A 16,623-nucleotide genomic window follows, 5' to 3' on the forward strand; every position below is an offset into this window, starting at 1 on the left:
ATCTGCCACCCTCAGCAGGCCTGCAGCACTCCGTCGTCGTCCAGCCAGACCCGGACGCGGCGCTTCCACGCTTCGTCCGGTCTCGGGAAGTCGGTGCGGTAGTGGCCGCCGCGGGTCTCCTCCCGCAGGGCGGCCGCCCGGGTCAGGATGCGGGCCACCTGGTGCACGTTGGTGGTCTCCCACTCGGCGGCCTGGGGCTCGGCCACCACCTCGGTCGTCCGGTGCGCGTCGGCGCGGACGGCGGCGAGCCGCTCGTCGACGTCGGCCAGCGAGCGCGCCGAGCGGATCACGCCGGACCCGGCGGACGTCACCTTCTGGATCCGCGACCGGGCGGCGGCCGCGACCAGCGCGGACCCGCCGCTGCGCTCGGCAGGCGTGCCCGGCCTGAGCTCGCCGGCGGCGAACCGCGCAGCGACGTCCCGTGCCGCACGGGAGGCGAACACCAAGCCCTCGAGCAGCGAGTTCGACGCGAGCCGGTTCGCCCCGTGCACGCCGGTGCAGGCGACCTCGCCGACCGCGTACAGCCCGTCCACCGAGGACCGCCCGTCGAGGTCGGTCACGACGCCGCCCGAGTGGTAGTGCTGGGCGGGCGCCACGGGCACGGGCTCTTCCGACCAGTCGATCCCGGCCTCCAGCAGCCGCCGGTTGATCGTCGGGAACCGGGTCCGCAGGAACTCGCGGCCCAGGTGGCGGGCGTCGAGCAGCACGTTGTCGGCTCCTGTGGCAGCCATCTGCCGCACTATCGCGTGCGCGACGACGTCCCGCGGCGCCAGCTCCGCCATCTCGTGCACGGCCGGCATGAACCGGTGCCCGTCGACGTCGAGGAGCAGCGCTCCCTCACCGCGCACGGCCTCCGAGATGAGGGGCACCTGGCCCTTGGCGCCCGTGCCCAGCCACAGGACGGTCGGGTGGAACTGCACGAACTCCAGGTCCCCGAGCACCGCGCCTGCCCGGAGCGCCGCGGCGATGCCGTCTCCCGTCGCACCGGACGGGTTGGTCGACGACCGGAACACCTGCCCGATCCCGCCGGTAGCCAGGACGACCGCCGGGGCAAGGACGGCGCCGACACCGTCCCGCGAGCCGGTACCCCGCACGTGCAGGGTCACACCGCAGGCACGCGCTCCGCTCCCCTTCGACCCACCCCGACCACCCAGGGGTGCCGTCGTCAGCACGTCCAGCACCAGGGCGTTCTCGACGACCTCGATGCCGGGGTCGTGCCGGACCGCCTCGATCTGCGCCACGAGCGCCCTGGAGATCTCCGCACCCGTGGCGTCACCGCCGGCGTGCGCTATCCGGTCGGCGTGGTGGCCGCCCTCGCGGGTGAGCGCGATGTCGCCGTCGGCCGCCTTGTCGAAGACCGCCCCGCGCGCCACGAGCTCGCGCACCCGCTCAGGGCCCTCGGTGACCAGCACCTGCGCGGCCTCCGGGTTGGACAGGCCTCCGCCTGCGACGAGGGTGTCCGCGAGGTGCGCCTCGGGCGAGTCGGACGGGTCGAGCGCCGCGGCGATGCCGCCCTGTGCCCACACGGTCGAGCCCGACAGGAGCCGCCCCTTGGTCACGAGCAGCACCCGCGGCACGTGCGTACGCAGCTCGAGCGCCGCCGTCAGACCGGCGATGCCGGAGCCGACGACTATCGCGTCGGCCTCAGCGGTCCAGCCGGGCGCCGGTGCGGCGAGGGAGCGTGCGAGACGAGGTCCGGGACCGGCGCTCACGCGCGGCCCGACGCTGTGCGCACCAGGCCGGCCTGCTGGAACGGCTCGATCGCGAGACCGCTCTCCTGCAGGCCGTACCCGTCGGGCACGTGTCCGGGCTCGTCATGGATCTCGACGATGCGGTTCTGCTCGTCGACGAACACGACGTTCGGCAGGAAGGTCCGCGCGTCGTGGTCCGAGAGCATGCCGTAGGCGATCAGGATGACGACGTCGCCGGGCGTGACCAGGTGGGCGGCCGCGCCGTTGATGCAGATCTGGCCGGAGCCGGGCTCACCAGGGATCACGTAGGTGGTCAGCCGCGCGCCGTTGGTCACGTCGACGACGTCGACCTGCTGGCCCGGCACGAGGTCGGCGGCGTCGAGCAGGTCGGCGTCGACGGTGATGGACCCGACGTAGTGCAGGTCCGCCTGCGTCACGGTGGCGCGGTGGATCTTCGCGATCATCATGGGCCGCTGCAGCGATGCGGGGCGACCGACGGGCGGGCGGTGCTCGGTGGAGCTCATGGCGTTACCTCTGGTCTGGCGAGACCTCGACGGCCTGGTTGTCGATCAGGCGGGTGGTACCCACCCGTGCGGCCACGAGCAGCAGCGCATGGCCGGAGAAGTCGTCGGCGACCGAGCGGGCGGTCACCGGATCGACGAGCGCGAGGTAGTCGACCACGACGCCGTCGGCCTCGTCCAGCACTTGCCGCGCGGCGTTGATCACACCTGCTCCGCCGCTGTCGGGGGCCGCAGCACCCGCCCCCAGCGCGCGGGACAGGGCCAGGGCGTGCTCCCGCTCCTCCGGCGAGAGGTAGGCGTTGCGGGAGGACAGGGCGAGTCCGTCGGCCTCGCGGACCGTCGGCACGCCTACCACCTCGACCGACACCTCCAGGTCGCGCACCATGCGCCGCACGGCCAGGAGCTGCTGGGCGTCCTTCTCGCCGAAGAGGGCGACGTCGGGACGCACCAGGTGCATCAGCTTGAGCACCACGGTGAGGACGCCGTCCAGGTGCCCGGGACGGTGCTCGCCCTCCAGCACGTCGCCGATGCGTCCCGCGGCGACCCGGACCACGGGGTCGCCGTCGGGGTAGACGACGTCGGGCGTCGGCGCGAAGACGACGTCAGCCCCGACGCCGGCGAGCTTGGCGACGTCGCCGTCCAGGTCCCGGGGGTAGGCGCCGAGGTCCTCTCCCGCACCGAACTGCAACGGGTTAACGAAGATCGTGACGACCACCTGGCCGTTCGGCCCTGCCTCCGCACGCGCCCGGCGCACGAGCTCCAGGTGCCCGTCGTGCAGCGCCCCCATCGTCATGACCACCGCGCGCCGGCCGGGGTCCGCGTCGAGCCCCGCCGGCACCAGGGGACCTGCGATGGCCCAGCGCATCTGCGCGTCGCGCAGCTCCGAACGGGTGCGGACCACGAGCGGCGTGCGCTGCGCGGACCCAGCATCGGCCGGCGTGTCGGGCGGGGTGAGAGCCTCTGCGGTCACTGTGTCTTCCTTCCTGCGCGCGACTCCCCTGTCGCGCCGTCCAGCGCGTCCAGCAGCGCCTGTGCGGCGGAGTCGTCGATGCGGTGGCTCGCCAGCGCACGGCGCGTGGCGCCGCGGGCGAGCTCTGTGTAGCTGTCGGGTACGTCGGTGGCGCCGCTGGCGGCGGCCAGGTTGCTGAGCTCTGTCAGGTGACGGCGCACGGTGCCGACGTCGCCCCGCGAGACCGGCCCGGTGAGCGCGGAGATGGCCCCCGGGCCGACGCCGTCGCGCGCGTCGGCCGACCGCGTCGCCGACTCGAGCGCCGCCGAGAGCAGCGGTGCGAGCACCCGGCCGGGCGCCTCGATCCCAGCCGCCTCCAGCGCCTGCGCCGCCTGCGCGACGAGCACCACCAGGTGGTTCGCGCCGTGCGCGAGGGCCGCGTGGTAGAGGCCGCGGAGCTGCTCGTCGACGATCACGGGCTCGCCCCCGATCTCGACCACGAGGGCCTGCCCGATCGGCTGCACGGGGGCCGGGGCGGTCACGGCGAACGTGCAGCCCTCCAGGCGCGCCAGGTCGAGCGACGTACCGGAGAACGTCATGGCGGGATGCACAGCGAGCGGGATCGCGCCGCCGAGCCGGGCGGGCTCAAGGACGGCGGTCCCGTAGCGGCCGGACGTGTGGACAGCGAGCTGTCCCGACTGCCAGGCACCGGTCTCGGCGAGGCCCGCGACCAGGGGGCCCAGTGCGTCGTCGGGCACCGCGAGGAGGACCAGCTCCGCCCGCTCCACGACCTCCGGCACCTCGAGGTTGGGAACACCTGGCAGCAGCATCTCGATGCGCTCCCTCGAGTCCTCCGAGATGCCGCTCGCGCCGACGACGGCGTGGCCCGCCGCGCGCAACGCGTTGCCGAGCACGGCACCCACGCGGCCCGCGCCGACCACGCCGACGCCCAGCCGGCCGGGCCGGCGGCCTGGCTCGTCGGAGGCGCTCACCGGTCAGTCTCCCGGTCTGTCACCCTGGTTCTCCATCCATCGTTCGGGACCCGCTGCCGCGCGTGCGGTGCGGGCGCGCGTGGCCTGCTCGGCCATGAGCCGTGCGGCGTCGGCCGCGTCGAGGTGCGATGCCACCGGACCCACCGGGCCCTGGGTGGAGTGCGCCTGGAACGAGGCGACACCCAGCCGGCGCTGCCACGGACCCTGGCTCAGGCCCAGCGACTGCGTCCGCTCATGAGGTACCACGTCCAGGATCTTGACCATGCGGCCCCTGCGCAGCAGCAGCGCGCGGCCGGTCACCGTGAACCCGTTGCGCCGCCACGCCACCGGATCAAGTATGCGCGTCCGACGGGGAGCTGCGACGTACGCGCTCTCGGTCCGGGAGTCGCCGTCCAGCCCCGCGTCGAGGATGCGGCGCGGCTCGTCGACGCCGAGGTCCGGCAGCACGAGCGACAGCACCGTCAGCGCCTCCTCGCGGGTGCCGACGGGCAGGAGCACGCTGTTCTTGTCGTCGCTCTCGCCACCGCCGTAGCCTGCGACGTTGACCTGCACGCGCCACCAGTCGCGGCCGCGCCACAGCACGCTCTGCACCAGACGGACCGCCTGCACCCGGCCGGGCGGGATCGTCTGGGACCGCGTCTCCAGCATGCCGTGACGCAGCCGGACGCCGTCGGGCGAGATCGCCACCCGGAAGTCGAACTCGCCGGTGAGCCGGCCGAACAGGTACCCGCCTGCCCCCAGCACGGCAGGCAGCGAGGCGGTCATCACGGCGAACTCGCCCGTGACGATCATGACCACCACCACGGCCAGCGCCCACAGGACCAGCGTGATCATCGCCCCCGAGCGCACCACCGAGGCGACCAGACGCCCCAGCGGCACGGTGAGCACCGGCACCTGTGGTGCCTCGACGGCCGCCGTGGCGTGCGCGTCCGCCGGAGCGCCGGCTGCTGTGTCCGGTGCACCGGGCGCACCCGGCGCGCCGGTGGGCTCGACGGCGCCGTGCGGCCCGGCGACCTGCGGCCCGCCCTCCGGCGTCGGAGCGCCGACAGGAGCTGCCACCGTGCCGGAGGCCGGCTGGGTGCCTGCTTCGGCAGGGCGGGCCTTGGTCACCTTGAGACCGGCCGCACGCGCGAGGAGCTCGGCCCGCAGCTCGTCGGCGTCGGACCCCTTCAGGAATCCGATGGCGACGCCCGAGTCGGTGCCGCCGGCAGTCTCGAGGGTGAGCTCGCACAGGCCGAAGAACCGGGCGACGAGCGGCTGCCGGATGTCTACCGACTGCAGCCGGTCCAGGCGGGCGTGCCGCTGCTGGCGGAACAGGATTCCGCGCCGCAGGTGCACGGTCTCCTCGCCGATGGCGTAGGTGGTCATGCGCCAGGCCAGCACCGAGTAGCCCCAGCCCACCAGCGCGACGGCGGCGAGCGCGGCCAGCACGGTCCACCAGTACTCGCTGGTGATCAGCTCGACGACACCGCCGCGCGGCCCACCGTCGAGACTCTGCTGGCCAAGGATCACGATGGCCGCACCGACCACCGCCCAGCCCCGGACCAGGGGCGTGACCGGGTGCACGCGTCGCCAGTCGAGCTCCTCGGCGTCAGGCTGTGCACGCTGGGCGGCAGAGCCGGGACCGCTCTGTTCGAGGTCGTGCTCCGGAGTGCTCACAGCCCCGCCAGCCGAGCCTCACCGCGGGACGCCAGGCGGTCGCGCAGGCGCGCCGCCTCGTCCGGCGGCAGGCCGGGGATCTGGGCGTCCGTGCCGACGGACGCCGTGTGGAGCTGGACCTTCGCCAGGCCCAGCTTGCGGTCCAGGGGCCCCGCCTCGACGTCGACGTACTGCATCCGGCCGTACGGCACCACGACCATCGCCTTGAACAAGACCCCCTTGCGGATGAGGAGATCGTCGTCGCGCTCGGCGTAGCCGATGGCCCTGACCTGGCGCGGGACCAGCAGGAGCGACCACAGCAGGAAGGCGGCGGGAACACCGGCGAGGAACCAGAACCACGGGCTGACGGTCACGGCGAGCACGACGCCGACGACCACCGGTATGCCGAGGCTGATGGCGGCCGGCACCAGCATGGCCGTCACGAGGCGCGGGGACACGCGGTTCCAGGTCACATCGTGTGGTTCGAAGGGGCTGGTCATGTTGGCCATTGTTCCGCAGAGGGCAAGCCATGGACAGCGCGGTCTCAGGCAGGGGCCGGGGACTCGCCCTCGTCCGAGCTCGCTCGGTCCTTGTCGGACGGCGGGAGCTCGCAGAACTTCTCGACGATCAGTCCGACGACGGCGAGCACCACCGAGCACAGCACCGCTATGCCTGCCGCGATCGCGTGGTCCCGACGCGACTCGATCGCGAGGTCGCCCAGCACGACCAGGACCTGGGCGAGGTACCAGCCGCCGAGGAGGGCGCCCGTCAGTGCGGCCGCCTTGGCCAGGACGAGCGTCCGAGCGGCCCGGAGGCCGTCGAGCGAGGGCCGTTTCCCCTTCTGGTACGACCGCACCCCCCAGCCCGACCAGAACACCGCTCCGGCCAGCACCAGGATCGCCACGTCGACCAGCCACGGCACCTCCGGCAGGTACACGCCGCGCGCCTCCAGGGCGCGCAGGACGAGCCAGCCGACGAACGCGACGGCCACGAGAACTGCGATCAGCGACCCGATCGGCGTCCTGCGCATGTCAGGCGTCGCGCCCCCGCTCGTCCCGGACCGGAACCCAGGAGGGGACCGAGTCGATCGGACCGTCCGACGGCGGCGGGGTCCGCTGGTCGCCGACGAACCCGGGGACCCGGATCACGGTGTGGTCGTTGTCGTAGGCCTCCTGCTGGCCGTTCGGCTGCCCGTTGCCATGGCCGTTCGGCTGGTCGTGCTGGGCCTGGTCCGACACACCGTTCGGCGGGGTGCTGACCGGCGCGAACATCGGACCGCCCGGCTCCTGGGCGCCACCGCCGTTCATGGGCGGGAACACGCCGCTCTGCTGGCGCGACGGATTGACCGGCGCGAACACCGGCTTGGGCTGCGACGACGCCGGCGGCAGCTCGTGTGCCGGCAGCTCGTGCGCCGTGTCCCGTACCGCCCGAGGTGCGATGGGCGCCGGGACGAGGGCCTCCTCAGGAGGCGGGACGGCCGAGCCGTTGCCCTGCCGTGCACCACGCGCGGGCAGGGGCGACCCCTGCGCGGCCTGCTGCTGGACCTGCACCGAGCCGTCAGCGCCCGGCACCGGCCCGCTGGAGTAGCCCTGCGGATGGGTGCCGCCCGGGTACGCCTCCTGCTGCTGGGGCGCTCCGCCGTGCGGCTGACGGTCGAGCTCGATCTGGCCGCTGTGCTGCCCCTGCGGGTGGCCACCGCCAGGTACCTCGACCACCGGCCCACCGGGCGAGGCCTGCGGCCGACCGCTCGGCGGGAGCGACGGGGGCAGCGCCGGCGGCAGCTCGCCCGCGTGCGCGTCCTGGCCCGGGTTCCCGCCGTCGTCGGACACCGGTGGCTGGTTCGAGGCGGTGGTCCCGCCGCCCTGCTCCGGCTCCGGGTCGGTCAGCCAGTCGAGGGCGAGCCACCGGATGCCCGCGCGGTCGGGCGCCGTGGCCGCGAGCTGCGCCACCGGACCGCCGCCGAGGCCGGGCAGAACCGCGTCCAGCGCGATCTGCGACCACGGTTCCAGGACGAACGCTCGCTCGTGCGCGCGCGGGTGAGGCACCTCGAGGTCCTCGGCGGAGTCCGTCAGGGTGCCGTACGTGATCAGGTCGACGTCGAGCGTGCGCGGACCCCAGTGCTCCTCACGGACCCGGCCGTGCACGTTCTCGACCTCCTGGCAGAGGTGCAGCAGGCCGCGTGCCGAGAGCGTGGTGCGGGCCAGCAGCACGGCGTTGAGGTAGTCGGGCTGCTCCTCTGGACCGCCGACGGCGGCCGTGCGAGCCAGTGGCGACACGTCCGTGATCTGCAAGCCCGGCATGCGGTCCAGCTCGGCGACCGCCGAGCGCATGGTCGCCTGCGGGTCGCCAAGGTTGGCGCCGATCGCGATGACCACGTCCACGTACCCGGCGGGGACCTCGTCGAACCGGTCGCGCGGCTCGGCCTGGTACTGCTCCGGCTGGTGCTGCTCGGACTGGTACTGCTGGGACTGGTACGACTCCTGCGCGTACTGCTCGGGCTGCCCGACGGCGGAGTCAGGGACCGCTGCTGCCACCTGGGTGGTCCGCATGTCGTCCTGCTGCTCGAACAGCTGGTCGTACTGGTTCTGCTGCGGGTCGAGCTGCTGCTGGTCGAGCTGCTGCGGCGGCTGCTCGTAGCCGGGCTGTGCGCGCTCGAAGCGCTGGGCCTGCTCGAGCTGGTCCGGCTGCGCGAACTGGTCGTACTGCTGCTGCTCGAAGCCGTTCGGCAGGTCGTGCCGCTGGTCGAGGCCCTGAACCGACTCATACTGCTGGACCGACTCGTACTGCTGGACCGGCTCGAAGGCCTGCTCGGGCAGGAACTGCGCGTCCGGCCGGAACGCCGGCTCGTGGCCGGGCTCGTCGCGCTGCTCGGTGTGCGCAGGACCGTCGGACGGCAGCTCCCAGGCGGCGGGAACGACCTGGAGCGGTTCGGGCGCGATGAGCTCTGGCACCGGGGCCGGCTCCGGCTCCGCACCAGGTGCCGTCGAGGCCGGGACCCGGTCCACGAGCTGCTCTGGCTCGAACGTCTCCGCCCGGAGCTGGGCAGGCTCAGCCGGCTCCTGCTGGTACGGCTCCGGCTCGAACTGGGCCGGTTCAAACTGGGCCGGTTCAAACTGGGCCGGTTCGAACTGCGCCGGTTCGAACGGGGCTGGCTCGAACTGAGCCGGCTCGTCGTGTGCCGGACGGGCGACGGGCTCGAAGCCCTGCGCCTCGGGCTCGGCGGCGAACGACGCGCTGTCGAGGCCGCTGCGCGTACGCTCGGCCGCTTCGTTCCACGATTCGGTGGGCAGGCTCACCGGGAAGAGGTCCTGCGGACCGGACTCGTAGCCGCGGGCCTCGGCGGCAGGCTCTGGAGCCTGACCTAAGGCTGCCGCCTCCGCGCCCGAACCGGACCCCGGCACGACGTCGGCGGAGCCGGCCGCTGACGGCGGGGCGATCACGACGGGCATGTGGCTACGGTCGCGACGGATCGCCACCTCGACGTCGGCGAACGGTACCGGGATGGGCGCCTGCGGCTTGTGCACGCGAACGTCCACCGCCTCGACCAGCGATCGAGCGAGCACCACCGCGGCGATGCGCTCGGCCACCGTCTCGACGAGGTCGGCAGGCTCGCCCGCCAGGACGTCGTGGACGTCCTGCGCGACCTCCGCGTAGCTCACCGTCTGCGCCAGGTCGTCACCGGCAGCCGCCGGGCGCGTGTCCAGGTACAGCACGACGTCGGCCAGGAACTCCTGGCCGGCCTGTCGCTCCGACGGCAGCACACCGTGGTACCCCCGCGCGCTCACGCCTGTCAGCTGGACCTGGTCCAGGGACCGGCCGTCCAGGCCCGTGACGCCCGTTCCGAACGCTGTGGTCACCGTGGTCTCCCCCCGTCGTCATTGCGTGCACCGGAATCCTGCCAGGTCGGCATGCCCTGTTCCGCGGCCATCCACGATTCTGTGGTCAAGGCCACGGTGGAAGTCAATGGCTCCGGTGCGGATCGGGGAGAGGTACCCGAAGACCCTACCTGGGGCAGGTCGGTCGCGGCGGCCCAGGCAGCCGCGACCTTGACGGCATCGGCGCTGGCCCGGACGCTGTGCACCCGTACGCACCAGGCACCGGCAGCGGCAGACAGCGCCGAGATCGCGGCGGTGGCGTCGTCCCTCGCCCGCGGCGGTGCCGTATGGCCGGCGGAGTCCGCCAGCAGGTGGCCGAGGAACCGCTTGCGAGACGCCCCGACGAGCACCGGGCGGCCCAGCTCGTGCAGGGCGTCGAGGTGGGCCAGCAGCGGCCAGTTCAGCACCCCGGCCTTGGCGAAGCCGAGCCCTGGGTCGAGGATCATTTGCTCGGGCCGCACCCCGTCGTCGTGCAGGGCGGCCATGCGGGCCGCGAGCTCGTCGCGGACGTCCGCCACGACGTCGTCGTACGTCTGGCGCTGGTCCATGACGTCGGCATGCCCCCGCCAGTGCATCGCCACGTACGCGGCGCCGGTCTCGGCGACGGCGCGGCCCATCTCCGGGTCGGCGAGGCCACCCGAGACGTCGTTCACGATGCGTGCTCCCGCGGCCACGGCACGCTCGGCCACGGCCGCGCGCGTGGTGTCAACGCTCACGGTCGCTCCGCGCGCGGTGAGCTGCTCGATCACGGGCAGCACGCGTGCCAGCTCCTGGTCCTGCGGTACGCGGACCGACCCGGGGCGGGTGGACTCCCCGCCCACGTCCAGGATGTCCGCGCCCTCGCCGAGCAGCTCCAGCCCGTGCGCCACGGCGGCCGAGGGCTCGAACCACTCGCCGCCGTCCGAGAACGAGTCAGGGGTGACGTTCACGACACCCATCACCAGGGTGCGGCCCACGCCGGAGAGCTCCGGCAGACCGAGCACCCGGGCGTCCCGGGCGGGATGGCGCGCGGTGGGAGCCACCGTCACTTCCCGAGGATGAGGCTCATCGCCTCGGCTCGCGTGGCGCCGTCCCGCATGACCCCGCGCACCGCCGACGTGATGGTCCGCGAACCGGGCTTGCGCACGCCACGCATCGACATGCACAGGTGCTCGCACTGGACCACCACGAGCACGCCGCGCGGCTCGAGGATCTCCACGAGGGAGTCCGCGATCTGGGTGGTCATCCGCTCCTGCACCTGCGGACGGCGTGCGTAGACCTCGACCAGCCGGGCCAGCTTGCTCAGCCCCGTGATGCGCCCGTCCGTGTTGGGGATGTACCCGACGTGCGCGACGCCGTGGAACGGCACCAGGTGGTGCTCGCAGGTCGAGTACACCTCGATGTCCTTGACCAGCACCATCTCCTCGTGTCCGAGGTCGAAGGTGGTGGTCAGCACGTCCTCGGGCTCCTGCCGCAGACCGGCGAAGATCTCGCGGTACGCCCGAGCTACCCGGGCCGGGGTCTCCCGCAGACCTTCGCGCCCGGGGTCCTCGCCGACGGCGATGAGAAGCTCCCGCACCGCCGCCTCGGCCCGTGCGGCGTCGTAGGGCGGAATGTCCGCCGCACGCCGCACGGGCGTCGAAACGGGGGTGACTGACCCATCGGTCATCGTGTTGCTCCGGTCTTCGTCACTGCTCAGTTCGGCGTATCCGTCGGCGCCACGTCCGACGGGGGCGCCACGTCGAGCACTGCCTCGTCCTGCGGCACGGTGGTGTGCCCGTTCTGGACCGCCAGCTCCTTGGCCGTCTGCACCGGGCCGCGGGTGTGCACGGTGCGCTGCTCGCTGGACAGCCAGACGTCGCGCGCAGGGCGCTTCTCGACGGCCCGGAAAACCTCCGCGAGCTCCTTCTGGTTCAGCGTCTCCTTCTCGAGCAGACCCAGCACCAGCTCGTCGAGCACGTCGCGGTACTGGCTCAGCACCTCCCACGCCTCGTCGTGCGCGGCATCGACGAGCTTGCGCACCTCGTCGTCGATCATGCCCGCCACGGACTCGGAGTAGTCGCGCTGGTGACCGTAGTCCCGGCCCATGAACGGCTCACCGGCGCTCGTGCCGAGCTTGATGGCGCCGACCTGCTCGCTCATGCCGTACTCGGTCACCATCTTGCGGGCGATGGCCGAGGCCTTCTCGATGTCGTTCGAGGCACCCGTCGTGGGGTCGTGGAACACGAGCTCCTCGGCCACCCGGCCGCCCATCGCGTACGCGAGCTGGTCGAGCAGCTCGTTGCGCGTGGTCGAGTACTTGTCCTCGAGCGGCATCACCATGGTGTAGCCCAGCGCGCGACCGCGCGGCAGGATCGTCACCTTGGTCACGGGGTCCGTGTACCGCATCGCCGAGGCGACGAGGGCGTGCCCGCCCTCGTGGTACGCCGTGATCTTCTGCTCCTTGACGTTCATGACCCGGGTGCGCTTCTGCGGGCCGGCGATCACGCGGTCGATGGCCTCGTCCAGTGCGCGGTCGTCGATGAGCTGTGCGCCGCTGCGTGCGGTGAGCAGCGCGCCCTCGTTGAGCACGTTCGCCAGGTCGGCGCCCGTGAAGCCGGGCGTGCGGCGGGCGACGGCCTCAAGGTCGACCTCTGGGACCATCGGCTTGCCCTGCGAGTGCACCTTGAGGATCGCCGCACGACCCTTGAGGTCCGGGGCCTCGACAGCGATCTGGCGGTCGAAGCGGCCCGGGCGCAGCAGCGCCGGGTCGAGGATGTCGGGACGGTTGGTCGCCGCGATGAGGATGACGTTCGTCTTGACGTCGAAGCCGTCCATCTCGACGAGCATCTGGTTCAGCGTCTGCTCGCGCTCGTCGTGCCCGCCGCCCATGCCGGCGCCGCGGTGACGGCCTACCGCGTCGATCTCGTCCACGAAGATGATCGCCGGCGAGTTCTGCTTGGCCTGCTCGAACAGGTCACGGACACGGCTGGCGCCCACGCCGACGAACATCTCGACGAAGTCCGAGCCGGAGATCGAGTAGAACGGCACGCCGGCCTCACCGGCGACGGCGCGCGCGAGGAGGGTCTTGCCCGTACCAGGCGGGCCGTAGAGCAGCACGCCCTTCGGGATCTTGGCACCGACGGCCTGGAACTTGGCCGGCTCGGCGAGGAACTCCTTGATCTCGTGGAGCTCCTCCACCGCCTCGTCCGCACCCGCGACGTCGGCGAAGGTCACCTGCGGGGTGTCCTTGGTGGCCAGCTTCGCCTTCGACTTGCCGAAGCCCATCACCCCACGGCTGCCGCCGCCCTGGGCCCGCGAGAGCAGGAACCAGAACACGACACCGATCAGGAGGAACGGGATCAGCACCGACAGCATGGAGGACCAGAAGCTGGGCTGCGGCACCTCCGAGTCGAACCCGTCGGCCGGGTCGGACTTCACGATGGCGTCCTCGACCCGGTCGCCCTGGGGCAGCGTGTAGAAGAACTCGACGGTCGTGCCCTTGTCGACCTCCTCGGCGTCCTCACCCTCACCCTCGGTCACCGAGTACGCCTCGGAGAGCTCGAGCTCGACCCGCTGCTCGCCGTCGACCATGAGGGCGTGCTCGACTGTGCTGCCGTTCAGCAGCTCGATTCCCTGTGACGTCTCGATTCGCGAGACATTGGTCTGGTTCAGTGCCGAGATGGCCAGCGTCACCACGACCAAGGCGACCAGGATCCAGATGACAGGGCCACTCAGAAGCTTCTTGATGTTCATCGGCGACGGGGACCGTGCCCCGTTTCCCTCCGCTCGCGCAGTATGTTTCCGTCGAAACTACATGGTCTCCCTGACAGGAGCCCCGGGTGTTCGCCCAGAGCATGTGATGCCTGGGTTACACCGCGCCCAGACGTGACGAACCGCCCGGGATGGGCATTCCGCGGCGTCGAGCGGTGCTGACGAGTCAGCCTCCGTAGACGTGCGGTGCCAGGGTGGCAACGAACGGCAGGTTGCGATAGTTCTCCGCGTAGTCGAGGCCGTAGCCCACCACGAACTCGTTGGCGATGTCGTACCCCAGGTACTTCACGTCGACGTCGGCCTGCGCGGCGTCCGGCTTGCGCAGCATGGCAGCGATCTCGACGGACTCGGGACCGCGCGAGCGCAGGTTCGACACCAGCCAGGACAGGGTCAGGCCGGAGTCGATGATGTCCTCGACGATGATGACGTTGCGGCCCGTCAGGTCCGCGTCGAGGTCCTTGAGGATGCGGACGACGCCAGAGGACTTGGTGCCCGAGCCGTACGACGACACCGCCATCCAGTCCATCTGGACCTGGTGGTGGAGCCTGCGCGACAGGTCCGCCATGACCATGACCGCACCCTTGAGCACGCCGACCAGGAGCAGGTCCTTGCCCGCGTAGTCCGCGTCGATCTGGGCTGCCAGCTCGTCGAGCTTCTTGGTGAGCTGCTCCTCGGAGAGCAGGATCTCCGCGAGGTCGGGTCCGACGTCGGACTGGTCCACGAGTTACTCCTGAGTTGTGCTGGGGGGCGGGACGCCGGTCCCGCCGTCCGAGATACCGGTCGGCGCGGCGCGCAGGAAAAGACTGCCACACGCACGACGGGCTCGTGCGCCGCCCGGGAGATGGACGGGGCCTTGACCGCTCCATGACACGACGAGGGCGTCCAGCGCGTCGACGTGTCGGGTGGTGGTGTCCGTCGGCCGGCAGCCGGCAGCGAGCGCGGCGAGCCGGAGGGCACGACGCCGGAGCGCCGGGTGTGCCTGCTCCAGCACGGCGACGTCGAGGGTGCGCACGACGTCGCTCTCCCCCGCCGTCGGCCGGCCAGGGGCTCCCGTGCCTTGTGCCGCCTGGGCCGCCGCCGGGGCCCTGCCGGCCCGCTCGAGGAGCTCCGCGGCGAGGGCGTCCAGCAGGTCCGCGTCGTCGCGCAGCTGGTCCGCGCTCCGCCCGAGGGCCTCGGCTACACCAGGGCCCAGCGTGTCCTCCAGCACCGGCAGCACGCGCCCGCGCACCTGCGAGCGCAGCGGCGTGAAGGTTCCGCGCGATCGGTCCGTTGCATCGCGCTGAACCTGAGATCGGTCCGTCGACCCGAGATCGGTCGATCGATGGACCGATCTCGAGTCGCCCGACCGATCTCGGAGCAAGGCGCCGGCCGGGGGGCCGGTCGGCAGCAGGTTGGTGGGGTCCGTCCAGAACTGCAGGCCCGACGCCGCACACACCGCCTCGGTCTGCGCCCGGCGCAGTCCGAGGAACGGCCGGCGGAAGATCCCCCGCTCGCGCGGCATCCCGGCCAGCGAGCGTGCCCCGGCACCCCGGGCGAGCCCGAGCAGCACCTGCTCCGCCTGGTCGTCGAGGGTGTGCCCGAGCAGCACCAGGGCGGCGCCGGCCTCGGCGGCGAACACCTCCAGCGCGGCGTACCGGGCATCCCGGGCAACCGCCTCCGGCCCTCCGCCGCCGGACGTCGGCCCGGTCGAGTCATGGACGTCCCGAACCAGACCAGGCCTTCGTTCGGCTGCCGCATCGGGACCGCCGGCGGCAGGCCGGTCCGCACGCCGGACCACCACCGGGTCGAGGCCCAGCGAGCGGCACTGCTCCGCCGCCCGCGCGGCCACCTCGGCGGAGCCGGCCTGCAGCCCGTGGTCGACGACCACCGCGCCCGCCCGCACGGCGTGGCCCCGCGACCGGACCGAGCGCCCCACCCGCCGGGCCTCGAACGCCAGCGACGCGGCGAGAGCGAGGCTGTCCGCACCGCCCGAGCAGGCGACCAGCACCAGGTCGTCCGGGCCGAGGCCGGCCAGCACCTCCCGGACCGCGTTCCGGGCCGCTGCGACGGCGGGGTCGACACGGGCCACGGTCAGGCGTTCCCGCCGTCGGACGAGTGGGGCACGGAGCCCGCCGTCCCCGTCCGCGCCCCCGTCCCCGTCCTCATCCGTGCACCCGGCGCACCCAGGCGCGGGCGTCGGCGATCTCCCGGGCGGTCGGCAGGTTCTCCGGGGCGGCCCACACCGCGTTGAGCCCGTCGCGTCCTACGGCCCGCTCCACGGTCCGCACGAACACCGCCCCGTCGCGGTACTGGGCGAGCTTGGCCTCCATCCCGAGCAGCTTCTGCACCACGGTGTCGAACGTGTTGCGTCCCTCGCCGTCGCGACGGCGCTCGAACCGGGCGCGGATGCGGCGCACCGACGGCACCACCCGGGGCCCCACCGCGTCCATCATCACGTCCGCATGCCCCTCCAGGAGGGCCATGACGGCCGTGATGTCGGCCAGCTCGTCCTTCTGCTCGTGCGTGAGCATGCCGTCCATGAGCGTGCCGCCCTCGCCGCGCAGGGTGGCGAGCACGTTCCGCCCGATCGCGACCACCTTCTTGTCGAACCGCACCTTGGCCAGCTCCGCCGACGTCCGGGCCATGCCGGCGATCAGGTCCTGCGTGCGGCCGCTGAGGTGGCCAGCGAGCCATGGCGCCGCCGCGAACTGCAGGGCGTGCGTCTGCTCGTGCAGGCACACCCACAGCCGGAAGTCGCGCACCGGGACCCGCAGCGCCTGCTCCGCCTGCAGCACGTTGGGGGCGACGAGCAGCAGCCGGCCGGGGCCGGAGTACGGGTCGAACTGGCCCAGCACCCGCCCGCTGAGCAGGGCGAGGACCGCCCCGATCTCAGCGGCGCCTGCCAGCTGGGCGCCGGGCGACGTGGCCCCCTTCGACACCTCGGCGACGACCGCACCGATCCCGTCGGTCATGGCGGCCATCGACTGCGTGTTCGCCCGTGCCCAGGTCGCGCGGTCCACGACCACCACAGGGCTCAGCGTCACGTTGCCGTCGTGCGGCACCATGCGTGTCGTCTCCAGCACGTGCCCGACGGCGTCTCCTGCCGCGGCGCGGAGCCCGCTCACCAGGGAGTCGAGCTCGTCCCGCGGTGCTTGGGGCCCTGGCGCGGCAAGGCGCCCGGCGATCTGTCCTGCCGCCGACCAGTCGACGACCTGCGGGGCGGTGGAGGCCTGTGTCACCGGACCA

14 protein-coding genes are annotated in these 16,623 nt (G+C 72.8%); all 14 read right to left on the reverse strand.

The window, feature by feature from the left end:
* Positions 1–11 precede the first annotated feature (11 nt).
* The gene (locus tag APR04_RS12210; protein WP_253870624.1) at positions 12–1,712 is read right to left on the reverse strand and encodes an L-aspartate oxidase; all 1,701 of its coding nucleotides are present in this window, start codon (positions 1,710–1,712) and stop codon (positions 12–14) included.
* Positions 1,709–2,215 carry an aspartate 1-decarboxylase gene (gene panD, locus APR04_RS12215; RefSeq protein ID WP_253870626.1) on the reverse strand — a complete coding sequence of 169 codons (507 nt, stop codon included), beginning with the start codon at positions 2,213–2,215 and terminating at the stop codon, positions 1,709–1,711. The genes APR04_RS12210 and panD overlap by 4 nt, the downstream gene beginning before the upstream one ends.
* A gap of 4 nt (positions 2,216–2,219) precedes the next feature.
* Positions 2,220–3,077 carry a pantoate--beta-alanine ligase gene (panC, locus tag APR04_RS12220; RefSeq protein WP_253870980.1) on the reverse strand — a complete coding sequence of 286 codons (858 nt, stop codon included), beginning with the start codon at positions 3,075–3,077 and terminating at the stop codon, positions 2,220–2,222.
* A gap of 101 nt (positions 3,078–3,178) precedes the next feature.
* Positions 3,179–4,153 (reverse strand): Rossmann-like and DUF2520 domain-containing protein, encoded by a 975-nt coding sequence (locus APR04_RS12225; RefSeq protein ID WP_253870628.1) that lies wholly within the window; start codon positions 4,151–4,153, stop codon positions 3,179–3,181.
* Positions 4,154–4,156: 3 nt separating this feature from the next.
* The gene (locus APR04_RS12230) at positions 4,157–5,812 is read right to left on the reverse strand and encodes a PH domain-containing protein (RefSeq protein WP_253870630.1); all 1,656 of its coding nucleotides are present in this window, start codon (positions 5,810–5,812) and stop codon (positions 4,157–4,159) included.
* Positions 5,809–6,300, reverse strand: coding sequence for a PH domain-containing protein (locus tag APR04_RS12235; protein ID WP_253870631.1), 492 nt, complete (start codon positions 6,298–6,300; stop codon positions 5,809–5,811). The genes APR04_RS12230 and APR04_RS12235 overlap by 4 nt, the downstream gene beginning before the upstream one ends.
* Positions 6,301–6,335: 35 nt before the next feature.
* The gene (locus APR04_RS12240; protein WP_253870633.1) at positions 6,336–6,821 is read right to left on the reverse strand and encodes a DUF3180 domain-containing protein; all 486 of its coding nucleotides are present in this window, start codon (positions 6,819–6,821) and stop codon (positions 6,336–6,338) included.
* Position 6,822: 1 nt separating this feature from the next.
* Positions 6,823–9,648: a 2-amino-4-hydroxy-6-hydroxymethyldihydropteridine diphosphokinase gene (folK, locus tag APR04_RS12245; RefSeq protein WP_253870635.1), complete on the reverse strand. Its 2,826-nt coding sequence runs from the start codon at positions 9,646–9,648 to the stop codon at positions 6,823–6,825.
* Positions 9,645–10,604 (reverse strand): dihydropteroate synthase, encoded by a 960-nt coding sequence (gene folP, locus APR04_RS12250; protein WP_301312440.1) that lies wholly within the window; start codon positions 10,602–10,604, stop codon positions 9,645–9,647. Before folP ends, folK begins: the two co-directional genes overlap by 4 nt.
* Before the next feature lie 86 nt (positions 10,605–10,690).
* Complete coding sequence (folE, locus tag APR04_RS12255) at positions 10,691–11,314, reverse strand: GTP cyclohydrolase I FolE (RefSeq protein ID WP_253870639.1); 624 nt, start codon at positions 11,312–11,314, stop codon at positions 10,691–10,693.
* A gap of 26 nt (positions 11,315–11,340) precedes the next feature.
* Positions 11,341–13,380, reverse strand: coding sequence for an ATP-dependent zinc metalloprotease FtsH (gene ftsH, locus APR04_RS12260; RefSeq protein WP_253870641.1), 2,040 nt, complete (start codon positions 13,378–13,380; stop codon positions 11,341–11,343).
* Between the two features lie 184 nt (positions 13,381–13,564).
* Complete coding sequence (gene hpt / locus APR04_RS12265; RefSeq protein ID WP_253870643.1) at positions 13,565–14,119, reverse strand: hypoxanthine phosphoribosyltransferase; 555 nt, start codon at positions 14,117–14,119, stop codon at positions 13,565–13,567.
* A gap of 3 nt (positions 14,120–14,122) precedes the next feature.
* Complete coding sequence (locus APR04_RS12270; protein ID WP_253870645.1) at positions 14,123–15,466, reverse strand: tRNA lysidine(34) synthetase; 1,344 nt, start codon at positions 15,464–15,466, stop codon at positions 14,123–14,125.
* 73 nt (positions 15,467–15,539) lie between these two features.
* Positions 15,540–16,616 carry an Rv3626c family coenzyme F420 biosynthesis-associated protein gene (locus tag APR04_RS12275; protein ID WP_253870647.1) on the reverse strand — a complete coding sequence of 359 codons (1,077 nt, stop codon included), beginning with the start codon at positions 16,614–16,616 and terminating at the stop codon, positions 15,540–15,542.
* Positions 16,617–16,623 lie beyond the last annotated feature (7 nt).

The sequence above is a fragment of the Promicromonospora umidemergens genome, assembly GCF_024171995.1.
GTDB lineage: Bacteria > Actinomycetota > Actinomycetes > Actinomycetales > Cellulomonadaceae > Promicromonospora > Promicromonospora umidemergens.

Coding starts and splice junctions, on each gene's coding strand:
- panD (WP_253870626.1), bottom strand. CDS start 2,215: ATGAGCTCCACCGAGCACCGCCCGCCCGTCGGTCGCCCCGCATCGCTG.
- panC (WP_253870980.1), bottom strand. CDS start 3,077: ATGCGCTGGGCCATCGCAGGTCCCCTGGTGCCGGCGGGGCTCGACGCG.
- APR04_RS12235 (WP_253870631.1), bottom strand. CDS start 6,300: ATGGCCAACATGACCAGCCCCTTCGAACCACACGATGTGACCTGGAAC.
- APR04_RS12240 (WP_253870633.1), bottom strand. CDS start 6,821: ATGCGCAGGACGCCGATCGGGTCGCTGATCGCAGTTCTCGTGGCCGTC.
- folP (WP_301312440.1), bottom strand. CDS start 10,604: ATGGGTGTCGTGAACGTCACCCCTGACTCGTTCTCGGACGGCGGCGAG.
- folE (WP_253870639.1), bottom strand. CDS start 11,314: ATGACCGATGGGTCAGTCACCCCCGTTTCGACGCCCGTGCGGCGTGCG.
- ftsH (WP_253870641.1), bottom strand. CDS start 13,380: ATGAACATCAAGAAGCTTCTGAGTGGCCCTGTCATCTGGATCCTGGTC.